Source organism: Mesorhizobium sp. P3_A2 (assembly GCF_056403115.1).
Map to the genome: position 1 here is coordinate 423,239 of NZ_JBFUGC010000004.1, position 22,011 is coordinate 445,249.

The window sequence follows — 22,011 nt, forward strand, 5'->3', positions numbered from 1 at the left end:
GGCCTGAGCCATTCTCAGCCGCGACCAGGCAGTCGCGGACATGATCCGCGTTGGGGCGCGATCGCAAATGGTCGCAGCCTCGCGTTCGACCGCGCCCCAAAATCATCCGTCACCAGGTAATCACCTGGTGGACATGCGTCAGCCGATCGCCGCACGAACCGAGAGCGCTGCCCTGGACGATTGCATAACCTCGCCGACATGGCAGTAGCAGACGATCTCGTGCAGTTGGTGGTCGGTCAGCTCGAAGAAGCGCTTGGCTTCGCCATAGCTGTCGTCTTTCAGACCTTCGTCGTGCAATATGGGGTCCGTGAAGGCAACCGCTATCGGCGAGCCATCGCCTCGCATGACATCGCGCTCCGGCGGGGCACGGTATTCAGTCCCGGCGAGCGCGGTCAGGAGCCGGCTGGGCTCACGTTCAAGAAGCTCGGCCCAACGTACGAGACGTTGGGTTCGGCTCATTACCGGCTGTGTGTTGACCTCGGCCACTGCATGCAGTTGGTCCAGTGTTTGGTGTTTCATGGCAACCTCCTAGTAATAGGTTGGTTGACCCCAAACGCCCTATATCGACATCATAGCGCCGAAGCGTCGATCCGTCATTCGAATTCCATGTCGGGGCAATCGCGGGAGACCTCGCCAATGCCTTTTTACATGCAGCCAGCCGGCGCCCCGCCGCCGTCGACGGCAGGCTCAATTCTGCTGGATCGAAATGCCCTTGTCGTCGATCTTCAGTTCGACGCCCTTTGGCTTGGTCTGTTCGTGATAGACATACCCACCGAGCGCGATGACCACGACAACGAGCGCGCCGACGAGAAGGTAGAGTGTATTCTGCTTCACGGCGCGCTCCTTTGGGAAAATCCCATGGGAAAGCGCGCAGCGCTTTCCCATGGGATTGCGTTAGATAAAAATCCGAGCCTCATGCCCGCTTAAGGACCTTGACCAGCACCAGCAGGATAACGGCGCCGATCGTGGCGTTGATGATGGCAGCGAGAATGCCGCCGCCGATGGCAAAGCCGAGCCTTGGGAACAGCCAGCCGGCGATCAAGGCGCCGATAATGCCGACGACGATGTTGCCGATCAGGCCGAAGCCGAAGCCCGAGACGATGAGGCCGGCGAGCCAGCCGGCAATGGCGCCGATGATCAGGAAGATGAGAAGGCTTTCGATGCCCATGGCGAGTCCCTCCAGGATGAGAGGCGGCTGCGGAGCGGACGGCCCCGAATCGGCCTCATTTTCAACGGCTTCACGCTATGCGAAAGCACATCAACCCGCTAGCGGGGTCACTGATCGTCGTCATCGTCACTGGCGGCAGGCCGCCAGCTGGTCGGGTCGACCTTCTTCTGGGTGTCGCTGTCGGTGTAGACCCACCAGGCGCCGTCGCGGTACTGCCCGACGGATTCGCTGACGACACCGGCGGCGTCCTTCCACAGGACAGTGACCTTGGACCCGTCCGTCGGGGCGGTTGCTATCGGCTTTCGGTCTGCCATGTCATCCCCTCTCGTCGCACTTCCGTCCGGAATGCGCAGAACAACGCCGCCATCCCCATCCGGTTCCAGCGGAACGAAGGGCCGAACCATCAGCTGTGCGCAAAAATATCCTCTTCGTCCCAGCCCATCAGATCGAGCTTGGCACGCGTCGGCAGGAAGCGGAAGCAGGCGTCGGCTTCCTTGGCGCGCCCGTCCCGCGCCAGCCGTCCGGCCAGCACATCGCGAAGACGGTGCAGATAGAGCACATCGGACGCAGCATATTCGAGCTGTTCAGGCGACAAGGTCTCTGCCGCCCAATCCGACGATTGCTGCACCTTGGAAAGTCCGACGCCGAGCAGTTCGAAGCAGATGTCCTTCAGCCCGTGCCGGTCGGTATAGGTGCGGGTCAGCCGCGAGGCGATCTTGGTGCAGAACACCGGCTCCGGCATGACGCCGAAGGCATTGTAGAGCACGGCGAGGTCGAAACGGCCATAGTGGAACAGTTTGGTGATGCCGCGGTTCCTGAGCAGGCTGACAAGGTTCGGCGCCTTCTTCTGGCCGGGCGCGATCTGAACCACGTCGGCGGAGCCATCGCCCGGCGAGATCTGCACCACGCACAGCCGGTCGCGGTGCGGGTTCAGCCCCAGCGTCTCGGTGTCGATGGCCACCGCGTCGACATTGTAGTGGGACAGGTCGGGCAGATCGTTCTTGTGGAAGCGGATGTCGCTCATTGTCTTCTCCGGATCGCGGCCTGCAGCGCCGCGCATCTCTTGAGATGCGCAAAGGACGCTGCAGCATATTGAAGTCGTCGGTCGTCCTCGCCGCGATCCGCTGAAAAATCAACCAGAAACTGGTTTCCCGCTGCTTCAGCGCGTCAGCGCACCGAGAATGCGCGCCCAGGAGCGCTGGCCCTTGTGGAAGGAGGTCAGCTCGTATTTCTCGTTGGGCGAGTGGATGCGGTCGTCGTCGAGGCCGAACCCGACAAGCAGCGATTCCATGCCGAGATAGGTCTGGAAATCACCGACGACGGGAATGGAGCCGCCGCCGCCCGTGGTTACCGCGGGCTTGGGCCATTCATCCGACAGCGCGTTCTTGGCCTTGACCAGGAACGGCGAGTCATAGGAGAGCTGGATCGCCGGCGAACCGCCATGGGGATGGAACTCGACCGAACAGTCCCCAGGAATCCGCTCCCTGACGAATTTCTGGAAAGCCGCGCGGATCTTCTCGGGGTTTTGCTTGTGGACAAGGCGGAACGAGATCTTCGACGACGCCTCCGCCGCGATCACCGTCTTGAACCCTTTGCCGGTATAGCCGCCGATAATGCCGTTGAACTCGGCCGTCGGCCGCGCCCAGGTCAGTTCCAGCACCGAGCGGCCCTTTTCGCCCGACGGGATCGAAAGGCCGACAGGCCCGAGAAAGGTCTCGGCGGTCTCGCCGAGCGTCTCCCACGATTTCAGGATCTGCGACGGCGTCTCCTCGACCCCGTCATAGAAGCCGGGAATGGTGATATGGCCATTCTCGTCATGGATGTCGGCCAGGATTTTCGCCAAGATGCGGATCGGATTGGCGGCGGCGCCGCCATAGAGGCCCGAATGCAGGTCGCGATCGGCGGCCTTCACGGTGATCTCTTCACCAACCATTCCGCGCAAGCCAACGCAGATCGATGGCGTCTCGCGGTCCCACATGCCGGTATCGCAAACCAATGCGAAATCGGCCTTGAGTTCTTCGGCATTGGCCTCGAGGAACGGCTTCAGCGACGGCGAGCCGGACTCTTCCTCGCCCTCGAACAGGATGGTGATGCGGCACGGCAGATTGCCATGCACCTGCTTCCAGGCGCGGCAGGCCTCGACGAACGTCATCAGCTGCCCCTTGTCGTCGGCCGAACCACGCCCGGTGATTACCTTGTGGCCGGGCTCGATCTCCTTGACCGCCGGCGCGAACGGATCGCTCTCCCAAAGCTCGATCGGATCGACCGGCTGCACGTCGTAATGGCCATAAAACAGCACATGCGGCGAACCGGCGGGGCCTTCATGATGCGCAACCACCATAGGGTGTCCGGGGGTGTCGCGCACCGAAGCGTCGAAGCCGATCAGCTTGAGCTCCGACACCAGCCATTCGGCGGCTTTGCGGCAGTCGGCGGCATAGTCGGAATCGGTGGAGATCGACTTGATGCGGAGCAGGCCGAACAGGCGCTCCAGACTCTGGTCGAGATTTTTATCGAGACGGTCGAGGACGGGGGAAATGGTGGACATTATTGCGAGGCCTTTCTTTTCGGTGCCGGGACCGTAAAGGCAGCGCATCAAAACGAAAAGCCCGCGATCGTTGGACCATGGCTGGAATTTTCTTGTTGAAAGGCAAAAAAGAGCCGCCGTGGTGGAGGGGGAACCACGGCGGCCTTTACTCGAAACGTTGCGGCAGCCCGGAGAGGGGGGATAGGCTGCCGCAGTTGTCCGGGATAGGCGGGGGACGGGCCTTGCTCCGGACTCGGCGAAAACTGCCGATGACATGTATTTGTGTCTTCGAACGTGGCGTTTCAAGGGCACGAAAATTACACTTTTGTAACATGGTTGTGAGCGGCCGAGGTCCATACCGAGGCATTCACAGGCAGCCTCTGTCAGGATGGCGCCGCAACGCCTGTTGGAAGCGTGCCTTTGCCATGGACCGCGCCGCCCTGCCGCGCTATCCCTGCCCGCATGAAAAAAGGCGATCATCTCTTCCTTATCGACGGCTCCGGCTACATTTTTCGTGCCTACCATGCGCTGCCGCCGCTGACCCGCAAATCCGATGGCCTGCCGGTCGGCGCCGTCTCGGGCTTCTGCAACATGCTGTGGAAGCTGATGCAGGATGCCCGCAACACCGATGTAGGCATTGTGCCGACGCATTTCGCGGTCATTTTCGATTATTCGTCGAAAACCTTCCGCAACGAGCTCTACCCCGAATACAAGGCCAACCGCTCGGCCCCGCCCGAAGACCTGATCCCGCAATTCGGCCTGATCCGCCAGGCGACCATCGCCTTCAACCTGCCCTGCATCGAGATGGAAGGGTTCGAGGCCGACGACCTCATCGCCACCTATTGCAAGCTTGCGTGCGAGGCCGGCGGCGACACCACCATCATCTCCTCGGACAAGGATCTGATGCAGCTGGTCGGCCCCACGGTCGGCATGTACGACCCGATGAAGGATCGCCAGATCGGCGTCCCCGAGGTCATCGAGAAATGGGGCGTGCCGCCGGAAAAGATGATCGACCTGCAGGCGCTCACCGGCGACTCCGTCGACAATGTCCCTGGCGTGCCCGGCATCGGGCCGAAGACGGCAGCGCAATTGCTGGAACAGTTCGGCGACCTCGACGGGCTGCTTGCGCGCGCCAGCGAGATCAAGCAGGACAAGAGGCGTGAATCCATCATCGCCAATGCCGACAAGGCGCGCATATCGCGCCAGTTGGTGACGCTGAAGAACGATGTACCGGTCACCGACGGGCTCGACGATTTCGTGCTGCACGCGCCAGATGGGCCGAAGCTGATCGGCTTCCTCAAGACCATGGAATTCACCTCGCTGACCCGCCGTGTGGCCGAAGCGACCAGCACCGAAGCCGGCGATGTCCAGGCCGTTGCCGTCACGGTCGAGCGCGCCGACACCGCGCACGGCCCCGATGTCGGGTCCGGCGCACCGCCTGTTGCTCGCGGCGGCGGAACCAACGAAGCAGCACAAGCTGAAGCCAAGGCCGATACCGCCAAGGCCGGCGATACCCCGTCCTTGCTTTCAGCACTCCGTCTCGAAGCGGCATCCGCCGCCAGGATCGACCCGGCCGCCTATGTCGCGATCCGCGACACGGCAACGCTCAAGACATGGCTGGCCCAGGCCAAGGAGACCGGCATCGTCGCTTTCGACACCGAGACGACGTCTTCCGACCCGATGCTGGCCGACCTCATCGGTTTCTCCCTGGCGACCGGACCCGGCCGCGCCGCCTATGTGCCGCTCGCCCACAGAACCGGCGCAGGCGACCTGCTCGGCGGCGGGGCGCTGGAGAACCAGATTCCGGTCCGCGAGGCGCTGGCGCTGCTGAAGCCGCTGCTCGAGGACAGATCGGTGCTCAAGATCGCCCAGGACGCCAAATACGACATCGTCGTGATGAGCCGCCACGGCATCGACATCGCGCCCTTCGACGACACCATGCTGATCTCCTATGTGCTCGACGCCGGCACCGGCCACCACACTTTGTCGTCGCTTGCCGACAAATGGCTTGGCCATGCGACGACCCCGCTCAAGGATCTCGCCGGTTCCGGCAGAAGCTCCGTCGGTTTCGAGCAGGTCGATATCGACAGGGCGACCGCCTACGCCGCCGGCCATGCCGATGTCGCATTGCGGCTATGGCAGGTGTTGAAGCCGCGGCTGGCCGCCAAGGGGCTGGTATCGGTCTATGAGCGGCTGGAGCGGCCGCTGGTGCCGGTTTTGGCCCGCATGGAACAACGCGGCATCTCGGTCGACCGCCAGATCCTGTCGCGGCTCTCCGGCGAGCTGGCGCAAGGTGCGGCGCGGCTGGAAGAGGAAATCTACGGCCTCATCGGCGAGCGCATCAACATCGGTTCGCCAAAGCAGCTCGGCGACATCCTGTTCGGCCGCATGGGCCTGCCCGGTGGTTCCAAGACCAAGACCGGGCAATGGTCGACCTCGGCGCAGCTTCTAGAAGACCTTGCCGCCGAAGGCCACGAACTGCCGCGCAAAATCGTCGACTGGCGCCAGCTGACCAAGCTGAAATCGACCTACACCGACGCCCTGCCCGGCTTCATCCATCCCGACACCAAGCGCGTGCACACCTCCTATGCGCTGGCGGCGACGACGACGGGCCGGCTGTCCTCGTCCGATCCCAATCTGCAGAACATCCCGGTGCGCACCGCCGAAGGACGAAAGATCCGGACGGCCTTCATCGCCGACAAGGGTCAGAAGCTGGTCTCGGCCGACTACAGCCAGATCGAACTCCGCGTGCTTGCCCATGTCGCCGAGATCCCGCAGCTGACGCAAGCTTTTGCCGACGGCGTCGACATCCATGCCGTCACCGCCTCGGAAATGTTTTCCGTGCCGGTCGAAGGCATGCCTTCAGAGGTGCGCCGCCGCGCCAAGGCGATCAATTTCGGCATCATCTACGGCATTTCGGCGTTTGGTCTCGCCAACCAGCTGTCGATCCCGCGCGAGGAGGCCGGCGCCTACATCAAGAAGTATTTCGAACGCTTCCCCGGCATTCGCGACTATATCGAGGCGACCAAGGCCTATGCCCGCGAACATGGCTTCGTCGAAACCATCTTCGGCCGCCGCATTCACTATCCGGAGATCCGGTCGTCAAACCCGTCGATCCGCGCCTTCAACGAGCGCGCCTCGATCAACGCCAGGCTGCAAGGCACCGCCGCCGACATCATCCGCCGCGCCATGGTGCATATGGACGAGGCGCTGGAAAAGGCCGGCCTGTCCGCCCGCATGCTCTTGCAGGTGCATGACGAACTGATCTTCGAGACGGTGGAGGCCGAAGTCGAGGCGACGATCCCGGTGGTGCGCCGCGTCATGGAAAACGCCCCGATGCCGGCAATCTCGATGTCCGTGCCACTGCATGTCGATGCACGGGCGGCCAACAACTGGGACGAGGCGCATTAGCACTCCGCCGCTTCGTCATCCTAGGGCGAAGCAAGGAGCGAAGCGACGCGGCGCAGACCCTAGGATCCATGCCGTGACGCTTGAGCGTCGAGGCTGTGGAGATTTGTTCTGCACCGCTGCAATCGTCGGAAATGTAACGGAATGGATCCTAGGGTCGCCGTTCCGCTTCGCGTTCACTCCGCCCTAGGATGACGAAGCGAAGGGTTTAAGCAGCCTCAGCCCGGCACTTCGCACACGTCCCGCGAAATTCGATCACCGCCTTCTTGGCGGCAAACCCCGTCGAGCGCACCCACTCATCCAGCCGATGGTCGACATCGTGATCCGACATCTCCGTCACCTGCCCGCAGGTATCGCAGATGGCAAAGGCGGTCATCGAGTGGCTGTGATCGTGCGGCTCGGCGCAGGCGACGAAGGAATTGAGGCTCTCCAGCCTGTGCACGAAACCTGACTTCACCAGGCTGTCGAGCGCCCGGTAGACCTGCAGCGGTGCACGGAAACCGCGCTCGCGCAGCTGGTCGAGCAGCGTATAGGCGCTGAGCGGTCCGCTGGCGGCCTCGAGCTTCTCGAGCACGCTCAACTGATTCTTCGTCAGCACATCCCTTGCCGCCATGATCCTGTTTCCGATCTTTCCGCACCGCCTGCACGGCATTTCTGTCATGCGCAGTCTCTATCCCCTTGAGATAGCGATGAACCGGGCTTTTTGCCACTGTTTCCGTTATCGCCATCGACACCATGACCGCCACCCCCGGTTGACGGCACAGACCACATTCAAAATACTGACAAAATTCCCAACGAGGGGTAGCGCAGTTGGAAATTCGATCGGGCTTGGGGAAGCAATCATGATCAAATTGACACGACGGACGCTGCTCGTCGGCACGTCGGCGCTTGTGGCCGCCGGTACGGTCTCGTTCCGCGCCCTCGCCGCCTCGCGCACCTACCATGCGCTGCTGGTTGCCTGCACCGACTATCCCAACCTGCCGCAGAAGAACTGGCTGATCGGTCCGAAGAACGATGCCGGCCTGGTCCGCGACTATCTCCTGAAGAACACGCCCGATCCGGTGAAATTCTCGGCCGAGAACGTCACCTTGCTCGCCAAGGATGTCGAAGGCGCCAACGGTCCGCCGACCCATGCGGCGATCAAGGCCGCCCTTGCCGATCTCGCCGGCAAGGTGCAACGCGACGACTTCGTCTACCTGCACCTCTCCGGCCACGGCGCCCAGCAGCCGCAGGCCAAGGCCGGCGACGAGACCGACGGCCTCGACGAGATTTTCCTGCCCTCCGACATCGACAAATGGATCAACCGAGCACAGGGCGTGCCGAACGCGCTGGTCGACAATGAGGTCGGCGCGGCACTCGACGCCATCCGCGACAAGGGCGCCTTTGTCTGGGTCGTGTTCGACTGCTGCCATTCCGGCACCGCAACGCGCGCCGCGGAAGTCGACGACGAACTGGAGCGCAAGGTCGAATTCGCCGATCTCGTCGGTGGCGATGACGCGGCCAAGGCTGCAGCCGTGAAGGTCTATGACGACATCTCGGCCACCGCATCGCGCGGTTTCGACGAGAACGGCGCCCGCAAGCCGGCCTTCAACCTGACACCGACCGGCGCCGAGCCGATCGCCCGGGGCGAGCTGGTTGCCTTCTATGCCGCGCAGACGGTGGAGACGACGCCGGAAATGCCGCTGCCCAAAGGTACCCCCGACGCGCCGCGTTTCGGCCTGTTCACCTTCACCATCCTGTCGAAACTGGCCGAGAACCCCAACGTCACTTATCGCCAGCTCGGCCAGGCCGTTCTGCAGCAATATTCTGCCGACGGCCGCACAAGGCCGACGCCTTTGTTCGAGGGCGAACTCGATGCCCGCGTGTTCGGCACCGACAAGACCGATGCCGTCATGCAATGGCCAATTGCCGTCAAGGATGGCGATGTCGCGATCGGCGCAGGGCTGCTGCAGGGGCTTACCCCCGGCAGCAAGCTCGCCATCCTGCCTTCGGCGCTGTCGAGACTGTCCGACGCGGTCGGCTATCTCGAAGTGCAATCGGCCAGGAACCTGGAAAGCAACCTCAAGTCAGTCGAGTTCGACGGCAAGCCGGCACTCGCGGCAACGACGGTACCTGCCGGCGCCTATGCGCGCGTCGCCGAACTCGCCGTCGACTACAAGCTCCTGGTGGCGAAGCCGGCGCCGACCGCAGGGCTCGAAAAGGAAACCGAACTCGTCAATTCGGTTCTGGATGAACTGGCGGCAAAGCCCAATTCCGGCTTCCACATCGCGCTGGTTGAGCCCGGCAAGAGCGCCGATCTGCGTCTGGCGGTGCTGCGCGAAAAGTCCATTGCCGGCGCCGCCGCAGATGCGACCGACGAGCCGGCGCTATGGTTCCTGCCGGCGTCAGGCGACATCAGCTTGAAGGACGGCAGCAAGCCGCCGCGCATCGTCATCCATCAGGATGGCCGCGATAAGCTCACTGAGGCCACCGCCAAGAACCTGACCACCATCTTCCGCGCCACCGGCCTGTCGCGGCTCGCCGCTGCCTCCGACTACCGGCCGGACGAGGTCAGCGTCCAGTTCCTGATCAAGCGCCAGGACAGCGGCGCGATGGAGCCGATCGAATCGTCGACTGTGCCGCGCGCTTCGCCGGGCGACCAGGTGCACATTGCGGCCAGGAACGAGTCCGACGAATTCGTCGACATCAACGTGCTCTATATCGGCAGCGACTATTCGATCACTCACATCGTCTCCGAGCGGCTGGCGCCGATCAACCAGCAGGCTGACCAAGGCCTTAAGGAAGGGCTGCTCGCCTTCACCGACACCAGCTTCGGCATGGAGCGCATGATTGCCGTGCTGACCGAGGCGCCGCCGCAAAGCGAAAGGGAGGATCTGAGCTTCCTTGCCCAGGAGGGCGTGCGCGCTGTGACGCGAGCCGCCTCGGGAACACCGGGCTTCTCCGACATGCTGGCCGACATCGGCATGGCGCCGGCGACGCGCTCGGTGATGCGACTTGCCGACAAGAGCGGTCCGAAGGGCGCGGTGATGATCTTCCCGATGGAGACGGTGCCGCGCGCCTGAGCTGCAACGGACCGACATCCGTTGTCGGCTCTTGCGCCAAGGCCATGATATATGAACATTTCCCGGCTCGCTGCGCCTCGATGTGCCGCGGCGGGATGCAAAAGATGAGGACATCAGTGACTATCCCCGTGCTTTCCTGGCGTGCAGCGACTGCCGGCCTTGCCGCCGGCCTGTTGCTGGCCGCCAATGCCTCGGCGGACGAAACCTGCGGCTTGTGCGTCAAGCAGGTCGTCACCAATTCCGAGCTCGCCACCTGCTTTCTCGACCAGTACGACCAGATCGCCAAGACCGGCAGCACGGCCGTCGTCGTCGATCTCTCCAACTGCGCCTCGCGCGGCGTGGTCGAGCCCTTGCCGTCACCCAACAAGGCGGCTGCCGAACCGGACGTGCAGTTCATGATTTCGCGCACGCAGCTCGATTGCCTGAAAAAGAAACTGGAGGCGCCCGGCATCGTGCTCGATCCGTCCGCCACCATCCAACTGGACAGCTGCGGATGAAAAAACCGGGGGGCACTGCAACACAAAAACGGCCGGCCCTGCCGGTGCCGGCATCGAACAAGAAGCCGGAGACCTTGCCGGAAACCACCGAAGGTTTTCCGTGGCCGAGCAGCCACGAGATCAAGAAGGAATCCAACCCGTTCACCGACCGCGACTGGCGCATGCTGGCCTATGCCTGGTCGGGCCTCGCCGTGCGGCTGGCGATCATCTTCACCCTCGCCTTCTCGGTCTTCCAGTTTCTGGCAAACCAGGAACAGAAGCGCGTCGAGCAGACGATGTCGCTGGTCGAACTCTGGGAAAGCAAGGATTTTCAGCAGGCACAACGCGCGCTCAAGGAGCGGCTGGCGGCGCTCAACGCCAAATATGACAATCTGCTCAGCGCCACGCCGTCGCCAACCGAGGAACAGGTGTTCCGGCAACGCGTCGGCATAGAGGCAATGACGGCCGGGGGCGGCACGATGCCGATCGCCGATTTCAACGACAGTTTCGACCGCATCGTCTATTTCCTCAACCGTCTCTCCATCTGTGTAGAGGGCAAGCTCTGCTCGCGCGACGTCGCCGACGCCTATTTCCGCGACTATGCCGTGTCGTTCTGGAGCTACTTTGCCGGCTACATAGAAAAGGAACGCAAGACCGGTTCCGCGAACTATGCCCAGGCGATCGAAAACTATGTGCGCCTCGGCTCGCCTCCCGCCGAATCCAAATAGCGGCGCAACGAACGTGCCGGGCCGCTCCCATCCCTTGCGTGCTTTCCGGTTGCTGATCGTGGTCGGTCTTCTGGCGCTGGCGTCAGCAGCCCGTGCCGAAGACCTCGATTTCCATCTCGATCTCAACACCGGCGGTCACAGCGCGAGGGTCACCGACCTTGCCTTCACGCCGGACGGCCAGGAACTGGCCTCCGCCTCCGACGACAAGACCATCCGCATCTGGGACTGGCAGAGTGGGGTGACGCTGCGCACCATTCGCGGCTATCTCGGTAACGGCAATGACGGCAAGATCTTTGCGATCGCAGTGTCGCCGGATGGCAAGACCATCGCCGCCGGCGGCTATTTCGGCGCCGGCATCGGCGACAAGCCGCCCTATGGCGATGTCAGGCTGTTCGATTTCGCCACCGGCAAGATCAAGGCCGTGCTCAAGGGCGCCGACTACGCGATCTATGATGTCGCCTTCTCGCCGGACGGAAGCATGCTGGCCGCCGGCGGTGGCGATGGCTTCGTCTATCTCTGGCGCGTTGATGACAAATCCGCAACGGGCTGGATGCTGGCTGGAAAGCTCGATGCCGATTCCTGGCGTGTCGAAAAGCTCGCCTTCGCCGCAGCGGGAACCCGGCTGGCAGCGACGACCACCGACAATGGCATAAGGCTCTGGGACGTCGCCAAGTCAGAGGAAATCCCGCTGCCCGCCGAGGCCGAACCGCTTCGCGACGTCAGCGTCGCCGCCCTCGCCGTCTCGCTTGATGGCCAGTTGTTCGCCACCGGCAGCAAGGATGGCGATGTCCAGCTTTGGCAGGCCAGCGACGGCAAGTTCGTTCGCGCCATGCCGAAGCAGGATTTCCAGATCGGCGCGCTGAGCTTCGCTACAGGTTCGCGGCTTGTGGCGTCGTGCAGCTATCGCTGCGCCGACAAGCACCGCACGGTGATCTGGAATACGGACAGCGGCGAGCAGGTGCTCGACTATAGCGGCCATGACGGCACGGTCTTTGCCGGCGCCGGCAATGCCGACGGTTCGCTGGTGGCGACCGCCGGCGGCACCCGCAATGCCATCCAGGTCTGGGACCCCGCGACCGGCGAGCGCAAGGCGCTGTTGCAAGGGGTCGGCGAACCGGTGACGGCGGTCGGCATCGATGCGGTGAGCAACTCCATCGCCTGGGGCAATGCCAACCCCTGCCCCGAGCGCGTGTCCTGTCCCGAGCTTCAGGGCACGCTGGATAAGACGCTGGCGCTGCCGACGGCCGAGCGGTTCTTCGAGGACCCCGAAGCGTCGTCGGAACAGGGCGCCTTTGCCCGCGCCGCATTGGCCGACGGTCAGTGGTCGCTTCGCGCCGTCCCCGGCGGCAAGGACGGCCCGGAAAATGCCGTGCTGGAAATCGCGAACGGCGGCAAGGTGGTGCACAGCATCGAGAACGCCGCCACCAATGGTTTCGTCCATTCGGCCTACACCCTGATTAGCAACGGTCTTGGCCTGGTCACCGGCGGCAGCGACGGCACGCTGCTGGAGTACAAGACCGCGACCGCCGCGGTGTCAGGCGAATTCACCGGCCACACCGGCGAAATCAACGCTATTGCCGCCTCCGAGAAGGAAGGGCTGCTGATCACCGGCAGCGCCGACCAGACCGTGCGGCTGTGGAACTTGAAGACGCACAAACTGATCGTCTCGATGTTCTTTGCCGGCTCCGAATGGATCGTCTGGATGCCGCAGGGTTACTATTATTCCTCCGCCGACGGCGACAAATTGATCGGCTGGCAGGTCAATCAGAGCCGCGATCATGAGGGACGTTTCATCAGCGCCGGCCAGTTGAAGAAATACCTCTGGAGCCCGGAAATGGTGCGCCGGGCCATTGTCCTGCGCAGCGCCGAACAGGCGGTCCAGGAAATGCGGCCCGGCGTCGACCGCGAGTTGGAAAGGCTGCTTTCGCGCAAGCCGCCGGAATTCGGCATCAAGCTAGCTGACGACCAGAGCAATGTCCGCGAGGGCTACGTCGCCGTCGAGATCACAGGCGCGCAGGAAGCCGGCGCTGATGTCGCAGGCTTTTCGATCCTGTCGAACAGCCGCAATGTCGGCGATGTCACGGCGCGCTCGGCCGATGGCGGCAAAAGCACCATCGTTGAGGTGCCGGTCGAGAATGGCGAAAACACCATCCGCATCACCGGGACCAATGAATTCGGCTACCTGACCGAGCGCAGCGTCACAGCACTGGCCCGGAAAACAGAGAAGCCCGCAAACAAGGGCAAGCTCTACGTCGCCGTGATCGGCGTCGACAAATATCCCTTCCTGACCGACGCCTGCACCGGCCGCGCCTGCGATCTGCGCTACCCCGTCGACGACGCCACCGAATTCCTCAAGGTGATCTCGCAGAAATCCGCACCTCTGTTCTCGTCGATGGAGACGCTGGTGCTGGTCAACCGCGAAGCGCTGGATGAGGCGCCCGACTCCGGCAAGGACGTGTTCAAGGTGGCCAGCGCCGACAGCATCCTGGAGCCGGATTCCGACACCATTGATGACCAGCTTGCCGATTTCCTCGACAAGCCCGGCGAGAACGACACCACAATCATTTTCGTCGCCGGTCACGGCATCAACATCGACGAGGACTACTATTTCATCCCGACCGACGGCCGCAAACAGGACGCCGACCGCTGGAAGCGCTCCTCGCTGGTCGATTGGGGCGACATCCAGAAATCGGTCGAGCGCGCCAAGGGCATGCGCTTCATGCTGCTCGACACCTGCCATGCCGCCAATGCCTTCAATCCGCGCCTGGAAAAGGATGCGCAGGACGCGCGCATCGTCGTCTTCTCGGCCACCGCCGCCAACAGCACTGCCGCGGAACTGCCCGAGCTCGGCCATGGCGTCTTCACCTATTCGATCCTCGAAGGCCTGCGCGGCCGGGCAAAGACATCGGATGGCGGCGTGACGCTGTTCGGCCTCGCCGACTACATTTCGCGCGAAGTGGTGCGGCTGACCGCAGCGAAGCAGAAGCCGTTCTATTATGTCGGCGGCGTCGAAAACATCGTGCTGGCGGAGCCGTGAGAGGTTTGCGCCACGACACCCCCCTCTGCCCTGCCGGGCATCTCCCCCGCAAGGGGGGAGATCAGCTATCGCCTCGGGTTTCGCCAATCATCGACGTCTCAAAGGAAGCGCCGGCGACGAGGCGAGTAATCTCCCCCCTTGCGGGGGAGATGTCCGGCAGTACAGAAGGGAGTGTCTGGGCGCAGACCGTTGTTTTGCTGATCTTCGCTGTCGCCTTCCTATTTCCGCTCCAAGCCTTCGCAGCCCCCGTCGCCTGCCCGCCAGGCGACGCCAATTTCCCATCCTTCTATGACGACGCCGCGCTCTTCAACGACGCCATCTCTGCGGTCGCCAAAATCGACCCGTCCAACCAACGTCTCACCGGCATCACCGTGCCGCACCATCTGCTCGCCACCGATCTCGTCGCGCTCGGTTTCCACGCCGCATCCGGCTTTCGCTACAAGCGCATCGTCATCCTGTCGCCCGACCATTTCCACAAGACGCAGAAACTCTTCGCCACCGCCACGCACGGCTTCGACACGGTGCTTGGTCCGGTCTCGGCCGACACGGCGGCCGCTCGCCTTCTCGAAATAAACAGCGACATGGTCGAGGAGTCCTGCCTGTTTGCCAAGGAGCATGGCGTGCAGGCCATGCTGCCCTTCCTGCACCATTATTTTCCCGAGGCCGAAATCGTGCCCGTTGCGATGTCGGTCAAAGCCAAGCGCGGTGATTGGGACCGGCTGGCGGAGGCGCTGAAGGCGATCGTCGACAAGGACACGCTGATCGTCGAATCCACCGATTTCTCGCACTATCTGCCGCAGCATGAGGCCAGGCGTTTCGACCAGCAGACGCTGAACATGCTGGCCGCCGGATCGCTCGACGGCATCGCGGCGCTGCAGCAGCCGGCGCACGCCGATTCCGTCGGCGCGCTCTACATCCAGACCAGGCTGCAGCGCGAACTGTTCGGCGCCGCGCCGCTGGTCGTCGCCAACGAGAATTCGCAGGCGCATTCGAGCGACTATGTCGAGCGCACCACCAGCTATGTCGTGGCATTATTCGGCGCCTTCGGCCCCGGTTTCAACAACCCTGCCCGGCCCGACGACAAGCTCTATTATTTCGCCGGTGACGTGAATTTCGGCCGCGCCATGAAAAAGGTCCTGGTCCGCGACGGCGTTGCTGAGAAAATCGTCGACAGCGTGCTGGCTTTGACCCGATCCAGGCCGCTGATCGTCAACCTCGAAGGCGTCATCCTGCCCAACGTTCCCGAAGCGATCGACGACATGACACTGGCAATGCCAACGGACCTCGCCATCGGCATGCTGAAGAAATTGCAGGTCGCCGCCGTTAGCCTTGCCAACAATCACGCCTACGACCTCGGCCCTTCCGGCTATGCCGAGACTCTGGCCGCACTCGATGCGGCCGGTATCGCCCATTTCGGCCAGGGCGAGACCGAGGCGCTTGCCGATCTCGACATTGTTGGACTGACCGACATCGATACCAATGGCTCCAGCAACACCGACCTTTTGACGCCTGCATTGCTCGACCGGCTGCTACACGACAATGCCGAGCGGCCGGTGGTCGCCTTTGTCCATTGGGGCCGTGAGTACAAGACCGAGCCGTCACCACGCGAGGAGATGCTTGCCGACCAGATGCGGCTGCGCGGTGTCACCGCCATCGTCGGCGGCCATCCGCATGTGTCGAGCGAAGCGATCCTGCCGCTCGCCGGCGGCGATGTGGCCGAGATTTATTCGCTCGGGAATTTCCTGTTCGACCAGAAGGCCGAGCGATCGTCCGGGTCAATGCTGGAACTCAGGGTGTTCAGCCAGGGCACGATCTTTGCCCGGCTGATCCCGCTGCCCAACTATTTCGAGATGGGCTCGAAGTAATCAGCAGCCCTGCAGGTCTTCCGGCAAATAGCACACGGCCGGCTTGGTCTTGGTCTCGAACAAGGACTCCTTCGGCTTGAAATAGAAGAATGTGGCGGGCATGCTCTCGCGGGTGCTGCCGTCGGCGAAATGGGCGGCGATGCTGAAGCGATGGATCGACGACATCGACGACCACATCTTCAGCCGCGCCGTGTACGCGCTGAGATTCTTGTTGCCACGTACCGGCATGGGGATGCTGTAATCGGTCTTGCCGATCGGAAATTCGATGTTCTGGTAGCGCAGCGCTTCAGGCGAAGCGCCGCCGCCATCGCCGCACTCGGCGAGCGATTCCGGGACCTCGATGCTGACCAGCGAGACGACGACGCGAAACGGCTCGCTCTGCTGAGAGACATTGCCCTGATCGTCGGCCCAGGAATAATCGAGCTTGCCGATCCCGGTGACGCTCATCTTGTCGACGCTGCCGCTGATATAATCGGCAACATCGCCGAACTTGACCTTGTTGGCCACCTGGGCGCGGCAGACGTCAAGCGCGTCCCTCGACGGGCAAGTGAAGCGCTGGGTCTCGAGCGTGGTCGTATCGACGCCGGCCTCGGCCAGCACATTCTTGACTGAGACGTCCACGCCGTCGCCGAAGTTGCCGATGTCCTTCGTGAACATGCGGCTCGGCTCGCCGGTCACGATGTCTTCCTCGTCGGTCCTGGTGAACTGGATCGACATCTTCATGTCCTTGACGTCGCCCCAGCCATTGTTGACGATCGAAAAATCGGGGCGGAATCCGACACAGCCATAGTGCTCGCTGATCGACAGCATTGGTTTGCGATAGGCTTCGCTGGAAGCAACTTTCATTTCCAGGCTGTCAAGCTTGACCCGCGACTGATTGGTGGTCTTGAGGTCGACTTCGGCGAAGGCCGGCGCCTGCTCCCAATCCATGCCGTCATAGACATTGCCGGCACGAACCTGCCCGGTGCCGTTCCAGGCATCGTTGTATTCGTCCGACACTGGATAGATCGCGATGTCTTCGTCGCGCACCAGATGCTGGTACTGCATGTCGGCCTGCTGCGTCATGCGCTGGTCGACGGCAATGCCGATCTCGACCTTGTCTGCGGCGCCGCCGCCGGTTTGCGCCTTCAGCAGCCCGCCCACTCGGGCATCGGCCAGCACGTCGGGACGCGCGCCGCCGATCTCCTTGCCCATCGCCCATTGCGACCAGTAGACGGTGCCGCCCGGCAGCCGGGTGCGGCCCTTCCCGTTCTTCAGCCCATCGGTAAATGAGCCGACGAATATTTCGCCCGTTTTCGTCTCCAGCCGGCCGCTACCATTCGGCACACCGGCCCTGAATTGCCCTTCATAGCGATTGCCGTCGGCGTCGATATGGATGCCATGGCCGTCGAGCTGGCCGGCGACCCAATGGCCGTCGAGTATCTCGCCTGAGCGCAGTTCCAGTCGGCCCTGCCCATCGGGCCGGCCATTCCTGATCTCGCCGAAATAGCTGGAATAGATGGTCTTGGGGTCATAGCTGGCGGAGCCGCGCACGCGCCAGACCAGCCTGCCCTTGCCGTTGACGGTGCCGTCGGCCGCGACCGTCCGGTCCGGTGACTGGCCGGCTGCCGGCTCCCAGACGAAATCCAGGCCCAACTCGGGATGGAAATTCCAGACCCGGAGGGTCTTGCGCAGCACCGAACGCGTCTGGCTCTGGTAGAGAATTTGCACCCGCTCGGCCCAGGCGCCATCAGGCGATGCACCAGCTTGATCGACCATGGCGGAAAAGCACGTCAGCGCGGCCAGCATGGATGCAGCCGCCATCGCCCTGACCCCGCAGATCATTCTTGCCCGCACCATGGTTCCCAACCCCTTGGATCGCCTAGCGTAAGCGCCGCCGCAAAACTGTGCAAGGGAGCGATTCGATGCAAAAAAACCGGCGACGGGGAGGTCCCGTCGCCGGTTTGGTATTGCCGGTTCTCGCCGCTGTTTGCCGGCGAAAGATCGGGCCTTATTTGTACAGGCTGTTGATCCACTGCACGTTGGCGGCGTTCAGGCGCACGGCGGTGTTGGCATTCGGGCTTTCAGCCACGTTTACGCCGGTGACGACGCGCTGCTTGGCGCCATTGTCATAGGCGTAGACCGAGCTGCCGCTCGACCCCGGATAGGTGTCGCAGTCGTATTGGAAATACTCCACGCCGATGTTTTCGGCGTGCACTTCGCAGGTCGCCTTCCACATCGTCCCCATCGGCTTGTCGCCGGGATACCCGATAATATTGGCGGTGAAATCGCCCAGGTTCTCGTAGTTGGCATAACCCAGCCAGCCGAGATTGGTGCCGATATCCTGCTTCAGCGTGATGATGCCGAGGTCCCACGGAATGACCGAGCCGTAGTAGCCCTGATAATTGTCGATGAAGCCCTGCAGGATATAGACGCTCTCATAGCTGAAAGCGCCGAACGGTGCATCGTCTGCGGTATTGCCGTTGAGCGACGGCACGAAGATGACGTCGTCGAGCCAGGCCTTGTCTTCATTGCTGTAGAGGCAATGCGCGGCGGTGAGCACCGTGCGCGGGCCGATCAGCGTCGCCGAGCAACTGCCATAGCCGCTCTTGGCTTTGCCTTCGAGATAGCCGATCGCGGTGAACGGATAGGTCTTTGTGTTCTTGATCTGCTCGCGGTCGTCTTCGCCGAACACCTGACGGCCGGCTTCGTCGCCACCCGTCAGCCCGGTCTTGTCGGCGGCCGGTGCGTTGGCAGGCGCATTCAGTTCCTTGATGACAAGGTCCTTCAGCGTCTCGCCGGCATCGATCTTGATGTCCTTGCCATCGGCGGAACGGCCGACGATGCCATAGGATTTGACCGCCGTCGCCTCGTCGGTCAGCGGCGCTGCCCGGCTGGCTTCATCTTCGGTCAGTTTCGGCGGGGCGATCGGCTTTGCCCGGCCAGGCTGGTAGTCGCCAGCCCCGACATCGCGCATGCTTTCGCCGTTGCCGGCATTCGCGGAGCCGGGATCGGCGGCGAAGGCGGGCATCGTCCACATTGCGGTGGATAGCAATGCGGACACAATGATAGTGCTTGTCAGTTTTGTCATGGTGAGACTCTCCCAAAAGTCAGCAAGGAGTGGATCAAAATACAGAAATATTGTCGAGATCGTGGTGGCGTTAAAGAATCAGTTTGGTTACCCGCCCGTGTCAGATCATCGTTCCGGACGGCCTCGTTAAAGCCCTCCGCCAAACGCATCCGCGTCGATATACTGCCTAAAATAATCCAACATTGGCAATGACAAATCGCTTCCACGTAGCCCGTGGGGGGCTATAGGGTTTGGGTGGGTTCTGCCCGACGGGGCACGATTAGCAAAAGTGGTGTTTCGGTTTTATGACCGCTCGCGCGCCGTTCGATATGGCGCAAGGTGCGAGCGGCGTACCGGTTCGCTCAGGCTGATTTTGCGCTAGCTTGGCATCGCCCGCCAATTTTCATCTCAGGAGGTTTCAAGGTGAACATGTTCCATCGGTTCAGGCCGCTCGCCGCTGCATCGCTGTTGGGCATCGCGGCTGCTTTTCCCGCCTTCAACGCGCTGCATGCGGCAGACGCCGCCGTCAGGCCGGAAGCGGCGGTCTCGCCGATGCAACGCGTCGCGGAAGCCCGGGACAAGGCCAAGGCCGAGAACCCCGACGGTGCCGACCGCGTCTATGGCGGCAAGGAAGCCGACAAGGGCGCCTATCCGTTCCAGGTGGCGCTGCTGACCACCGCGCGGCTGGATCCCAGCCCGGCCTCGCAGCCGAACGCGCAGTTCTGCGGCGGCAGCCTGATCGCGCCGCAATGGGTGCTGACGGCCGCGCATTGCCTCAACGACAAGGGTCGGCCGATTTCGCCCGAGACGGTCACCGTGCTGACCGGCGCCACCGATCTCACCGAAGGCAAGCGCTACAAGGTGGTCGAGGTCATCGTCAACGAGAACTACAGCGAACAGACGCTGGACAACGACCTCGGCCTGCTCCGGCTGGCCGAGCCGGCTGACGCACCGGCCATCAAGATCACGCGTGAGCCGACGCCCGACAGCGGCAAGACCACGGTTATCGGCTGGGGCAAGATGCAGGACGGGACTTTCCCGACCGCACTGATGATCGCCGATCTCGATCTCGAGCCGAGCGCTGCCTGCAACAGCGGCATCAAGTCGATCTATGCGCATGACCTCAAGGCGGCGCTTAGCGACCTCTCGCACCGCATGCGTTATTCGGAAAAAGGCATCGATGCCGCCGCCAATGCGATTGCCGCCGACATGTCGGATCCGCTGACCGACAATATGATCTGCGCCGGCACCGACAGCGGCGAACGCGACGCGTGCAACGGCGACAGCGGCGGTCCGCTGTTCATGACCGGCGCCGACGGTCCGGTCCAGGTCGGCGTCGTCAGCTGGGGCGAAGGTCCGTCCGACGGCACCGCCGCCTGCGGCCACAAGAACGCCTATGGCATCTACACGCGGCTGGCCAACTACACCGGCTGGATCGAAGCCAAGATGAAGACCCCGGCTCCGGCCGCCGCGGCAGCGCCTAAGGCTGGTCTCGGCACCGCCAAGAAGCCCTGAGGCAAGAACGGTTCATCGTTTCATGAAAACGCAAAACGGCGGGATCCTCCCGCCGTTTTGACTCGTATCGTTTGCCGGCTGTGTTTTTAGCTCACTTGCGCGGCGGTCCCTTGCGTTCCGCCGAAGCCGCCCACAGATTGATGTCGGACTCGCGGGCATAAGTGTCGATCTCGGCGAGCTCGGCATCTCTGAACTCGAGCACCTTGAGCGCACCCACGCAGTCCTCGACCTGCTCCGGCCTGCTGGCGCCGATCAGAGCCGAGGTCACCCGGCCCTTGCGCAGCACCCAGGCCAAAGCCATCTGCGCCAGCGTCTGGCCGCGGCGGCCGGCGATCGCGTTCAGCGCCTTGATGTTGGCGATGGTCTTGTCGTTGATGAAGGCGGGCCGCAGCGACTTGCCTTGGGCAGCGCGGCTGCCCTCGGGAATGCCGCCAAGATATTTGTCGGTCAGCATGCCTTGCGCCAGCGGCGAGAACACGATCGAGCCGACGCCCAGCCCTTCCAGCGTATCGAGCAGCCCATCCTCTTCGACCCAGCGGTTGAGCATTGAATAGCTCGGCTGATGGATGATGCAGGGCGTGCCGAGCTGCTTCAAGATGTCGGCCGCCTCGCGCGTGCGCTGCGAATTGTAGGACGAGATGCCGGCATAGAGCGCCTTGCCCGAACGGACCGCATGGTCAAGCGCGCCCATCGTTTCTTCCAGCGGCGTATCCGGATCGAAGCGGTGCGAGTAGAAGATGTCGACATAGTCGAGCCCCATCCGCTTGAGGCTCTGGTCGAGGCTGGCCAGCACATATTTGCGGCTGCCCCATTCACCGTAGGGACCGGCCCACATCTCGTAGCCGGCCTTGGTCGAGATGATCAGCTCGTCGCGATAGCCGGCGAAATCGGTGCGCAATATGTCGCCGAAGGCGATCTCGGCCGAGCCGGGCGGTGGACCGTAATTGTTGGCGAGATCGAAATGGGTGATGCCGAGATCGAAGGCCTTGCGCGCAATTGCCTGCTTGGTCTTGTGCGGCGTGTCGTTGCCGAAATTGTGCCACAGACCGAGCGAGATCGCCGGCAGCTTCAGGCCGGATCGCCCGCACCTGTTGTAGACCATTTTCTCATAGCGGTTTTCAGCCGGCTGCCAGCGCATGGGTACATATCCTGGATTGAATGGATGTCGGCGCGAGCGCG

At 62.9% G+C, this 22,011-nt stretch carries 17 protein-coding genes; 7 read left to right on the forward strand and 10 right to left on the reverse strand.

Annotated features, from left to right (window positions below; genetic code table 11):
- Positions 1-138: 138 nt before the first annotated feature.
- The 6 genes from AC1DXM_RS12430 to AC1DXM_RS12455 form a co-directional block, all read right to left on the reverse strand.
- Positions 139-519: a hypothetical protein gene (locus AC1DXM_RS12430; RefSeq protein WP_112562746.1), complete on the reverse strand. Its 381-nt coding sequence runs from the start codon at positions 517-519 to the stop codon at positions 139-141.
- 168 nt (positions 520-687) lie between these two features.
- Complete coding sequence (locus tag AC1DXM_RS12435; RefSeq protein ID WP_477233303.1) at positions 688-834, reverse strand: hypothetical protein; 147 nt, start codon at positions 832-834, stop codon at positions 688-690.
- A gap of 79 nt (positions 835-913) precedes the next feature.
- Positions 914-1,168, reverse strand: coding sequence for a GlsB/YeaQ/YmgE family stress response membrane protein (locus tag AC1DXM_RS12440; protein WP_112562748.1), 255 nt, complete (start codon positions 1,166-1,168; stop codon positions 914-916).
- Positions 1,169-1,275: 107 nt separating this feature from the next.
- A complete protein-coding gene (locus AC1DXM_RS12445; protein ID WP_477233304.1) occupies positions 1,276-1,482 on the reverse strand; it encodes a hypothetical protein in 207 nt (68 codons plus the stop codon).
- 89 nt (positions 1,483-1,571) lie between these two features.
- Entirely contained in the window at positions 1,572-2,192 is a 621-nt protein-coding gene (locus AC1DXM_RS12450) for a ribonuclease D (RefSeq protein WP_477233305.1), read from the reverse strand.
- A gap of 135 nt (positions 2,193-2,327) precedes the next feature.
- On the reverse strand, positions 2,328-3,713 hold the full coding sequence (locus AC1DXM_RS12455; RefSeq protein WP_477233306.1) for a M20/M25/M40 family metallo-hydrolase: 1,386 nt from the start codon (positions 3,711-3,713) through the stop codon (positions 2,328-2,330).
- A gap of 441 nt (positions 3,714-4,154) precedes the next feature.
- Here AC1DXM_RS12455 and polA point away from each other — a divergent pair, with 441 nt between their 5' ends.
- Positions 4,155-7,103 (forward strand): DNA polymerase I, encoded by a 2,949-nt coding sequence (gene polA / locus AC1DXM_RS12460; protein WP_477233307.1) that lies wholly within the window; start codon positions 4,155-4,157, stop codon positions 7,101-7,103.
- Positions 7,104-7,308: 205 nt separating this feature from the next.
- On the opposite strand, the gene AC1DXM_RS12465 is transcribed toward polA, so the two are convergent.
- Entirely contained in the window at positions 7,309-7,713 is a 405-nt protein-coding gene (locus AC1DXM_RS12465) for a Fur family transcriptional regulator (protein ID WP_112562754.1), read from the reverse strand.
- A 229-nt stretch (positions 7,714-7,942) separates the two neighbouring features.
- On the opposite strand from AC1DXM_RS12465, the gene AC1DXM_RS12470 reads away from it, so the two are divergent.
- The 5 genes from AC1DXM_RS12470 to amrB all read left to right on the forward strand — a co-directional run bounded on the left by AC1DXM_RS12470 (position 7,943) and on the right by amrB (position 16,268).
- Positions 7,943-10,162: a caspase family protein gene (locus AC1DXM_RS12470; RefSeq protein WP_477233308.1), complete on the forward strand. Its 2,220-nt coding sequence runs from the start codon at positions 7,943-7,945 to the stop codon at positions 10,160-10,162.
- A gap of 104 nt (positions 10,163-10,266) precedes the next feature.
- Positions 10,267-10,659 carry a hypothetical protein gene (locus tag AC1DXM_RS12475; RefSeq protein ID WP_477233309.1) on the forward strand — a complete coding sequence of 131 codons (393 nt, stop codon included), beginning with the start codon at positions 10,267-10,269 and terminating at the stop codon, positions 10,657-10,659.
- The gene (locus AC1DXM_RS12480; RefSeq protein ID WP_477233310.1) at positions 10,656-11,366 is read left to right on the forward strand and encodes a DUF4760 domain-containing protein; all 711 of its coding nucleotides are present in this window, start codon (positions 10,656-10,658) and stop codon (positions 11,364-11,366) included. Before AC1DXM_RS12475 ends, AC1DXM_RS12480 begins: the two co-directional genes overlap by 4 nt.
- 13 nt (positions 11,367-11,379) lie before the next feature.
- On the forward strand, positions 11,380-14,403 hold the full coding sequence (locus AC1DXM_RS12485) for a caspase family protein (RefSeq protein WP_477233311.1): 3,024 nt from the start codon (positions 11,380-11,382) through the stop codon (positions 14,401-14,403).
- Positions 14,404-14,552: 149 nt separating this feature from the next.
- Positions 14,553-16,268: an AmmeMemoRadiSam system protein B gene (gene amrB / locus AC1DXM_RS12490; RefSeq protein WP_477233312.1), complete on the forward strand. Its 1,716-nt coding sequence runs from the start codon at positions 14,553-14,555 to the stop codon at positions 16,266-16,268.
- On the opposite strand, the gene AC1DXM_RS12495 is transcribed toward amrB, so the two are convergent.
- Together AC1DXM_RS12495 and AC1DXM_RS12500 are read right to left on the reverse strand one after the other, a co-directional pair.
- Positions 16,269-18,071: an MORN repeat-containing protein gene (locus AC1DXM_RS12495; protein ID WP_477233313.1), complete on the reverse strand. Its 1,803-nt coding sequence runs from the start codon at positions 18,069-18,071 to the stop codon at positions 16,269-16,271. It lies immediately after the preceding gene.
- Positions 18,072-18,258: 187 nt separating this feature from the next.
- Positions 18,259-19,338, reverse strand: coding sequence for a trypsin-like serine peptidase (locus AC1DXM_RS12500; protein ID WP_477233314.1), 1,080 nt, complete (start codon positions 19,336-19,338; stop codon positions 18,259-18,261).
- Positions 19,339-19,746: 408 nt separating this feature from the next.
- On the opposite strand from AC1DXM_RS12500, the gene AC1DXM_RS12505 reads away from it, so the two are divergent.
- Entirely contained in the window at positions 19,747-20,832 is a 1,086-nt protein-coding gene (locus AC1DXM_RS12505; RefSeq protein ID WP_477233406.1) for a S1 family serine peptidase, read from the forward strand.
- A gap of 91 nt (positions 20,833-20,923) precedes the next feature.
- On the opposite strand, the gene mgrA is transcribed toward AC1DXM_RS12505, so the two are convergent.
- Positions 20,924-21,970, reverse strand: coding sequence for an L-glyceraldehyde 3-phosphate reductase (gene mgrA, locus AC1DXM_RS12510; protein ID WP_477233315.1), 1,047 nt, complete (start codon positions 21,968-21,970; stop codon positions 20,924-20,926).
- Between the last annotated feature and the right edge of the window lie 41 nt (positions 21,971-22,011).

Excerpts from the sequence above, each read along its gene's own strand:
- AC1DXM_RS12430 (WP_112562746.1), bottom strand. The coding sequence starts at position 519 with ATGAAACACCAAACACTGGACCAACTGCATGCAGTGGCCGAGGTCAAC.
- AC1DXM_RS12440 (WP_112562748.1), bottom strand. The coding sequence starts at position 1,168 with ATGGGCATCGAAAGCCTTCTCATCTTCCTGATCATCGGCGCCATTGCC.
- AC1DXM_RS12445 (WP_477233304.1), bottom strand. The coding sequence starts at position 1,482 with ATGGCAGACCGAAAGCCGATAGCAACCGCCCCGACGGACGGGTCCAAG.
- AC1DXM_RS12450 (WP_477233305.1), bottom strand. The coding sequence starts at position 2,192 with ATGAGCGACATCCGCTTCCACAAGAACGATCTGCCCGACCTGTCCCAC.
- AC1DXM_RS12455 (WP_477233306.1), bottom strand. The coding sequence starts at position 3,713 with ATGTCCACCATTTCCCCCGTCCTCGACCGTCTCGATAAAAATCTCGAC.
- polA (WP_477233307.1), top strand. The coding sequence starts at position 4,155 with ATGAAAAAAGGCGATCATCTCTTCCTTATCGACGGCTCCGGCTACATT.
- AC1DXM_RS12465 (WP_112562754.1), bottom strand. The coding sequence starts at position 7,713 with ATGGCGGCAAGGGATGTGCTGACGAAGAATCAGTTGAGCGTGCTCGAG.
- AC1DXM_RS12470 (WP_477233308.1), top strand. The coding sequence starts at position 7,943 with ATGATCAAATTGACACGACGGACGCTGCTCGTCGGCACGTCGGCGCTT.
- AC1DXM_RS12475 (WP_477233309.1), top strand. The coding sequence starts at position 10,267 with ATGAGGACATCAGTGACTATCCCCGTGCTTTCCTGGCGTGCAGCGACT.
- AC1DXM_RS12480 (WP_477233310.1), top strand. The coding sequence starts at position 10,656 with ATGAAAAAACCGGGGGGCACTGCAACACAAAAACGGCCGGCCCTGCCG.
- amrB (WP_477233312.1), top strand. The coding sequence starts at position 14,553 with ATGTCCGGCAGTACAGAAGGGAGTGTCTGGGCGCAGACCGTTGTTTTG.
- AC1DXM_RS12495 (WP_477233313.1), bottom strand. The coding sequence starts at position 18,071 with ATGGCGGCTGCATCCATGCTGGCCGCGCTGACGTGCTTTTCCGCCATG.
- AC1DXM_RS12500 (WP_477233314.1), bottom strand. The coding sequence starts at position 19,338 with ATGACAAAACTGACAAGCACTATCATTGTGTCCGCATTGCTATCCACC.
- AC1DXM_RS12505 (WP_477233406.1), top strand. The coding sequence starts at position 19,747 with ATGTTCCATCGGTTCAGGCCGCTCGCCGCTGCATCGCTGTTGGGCATC.
- mgrA (WP_477233315.1), bottom strand. The coding sequence starts at position 21,970 with ATGCGCTGGCAGCCGGCTGAAAACCGCTATGAGAAAATGGTCTACAAC.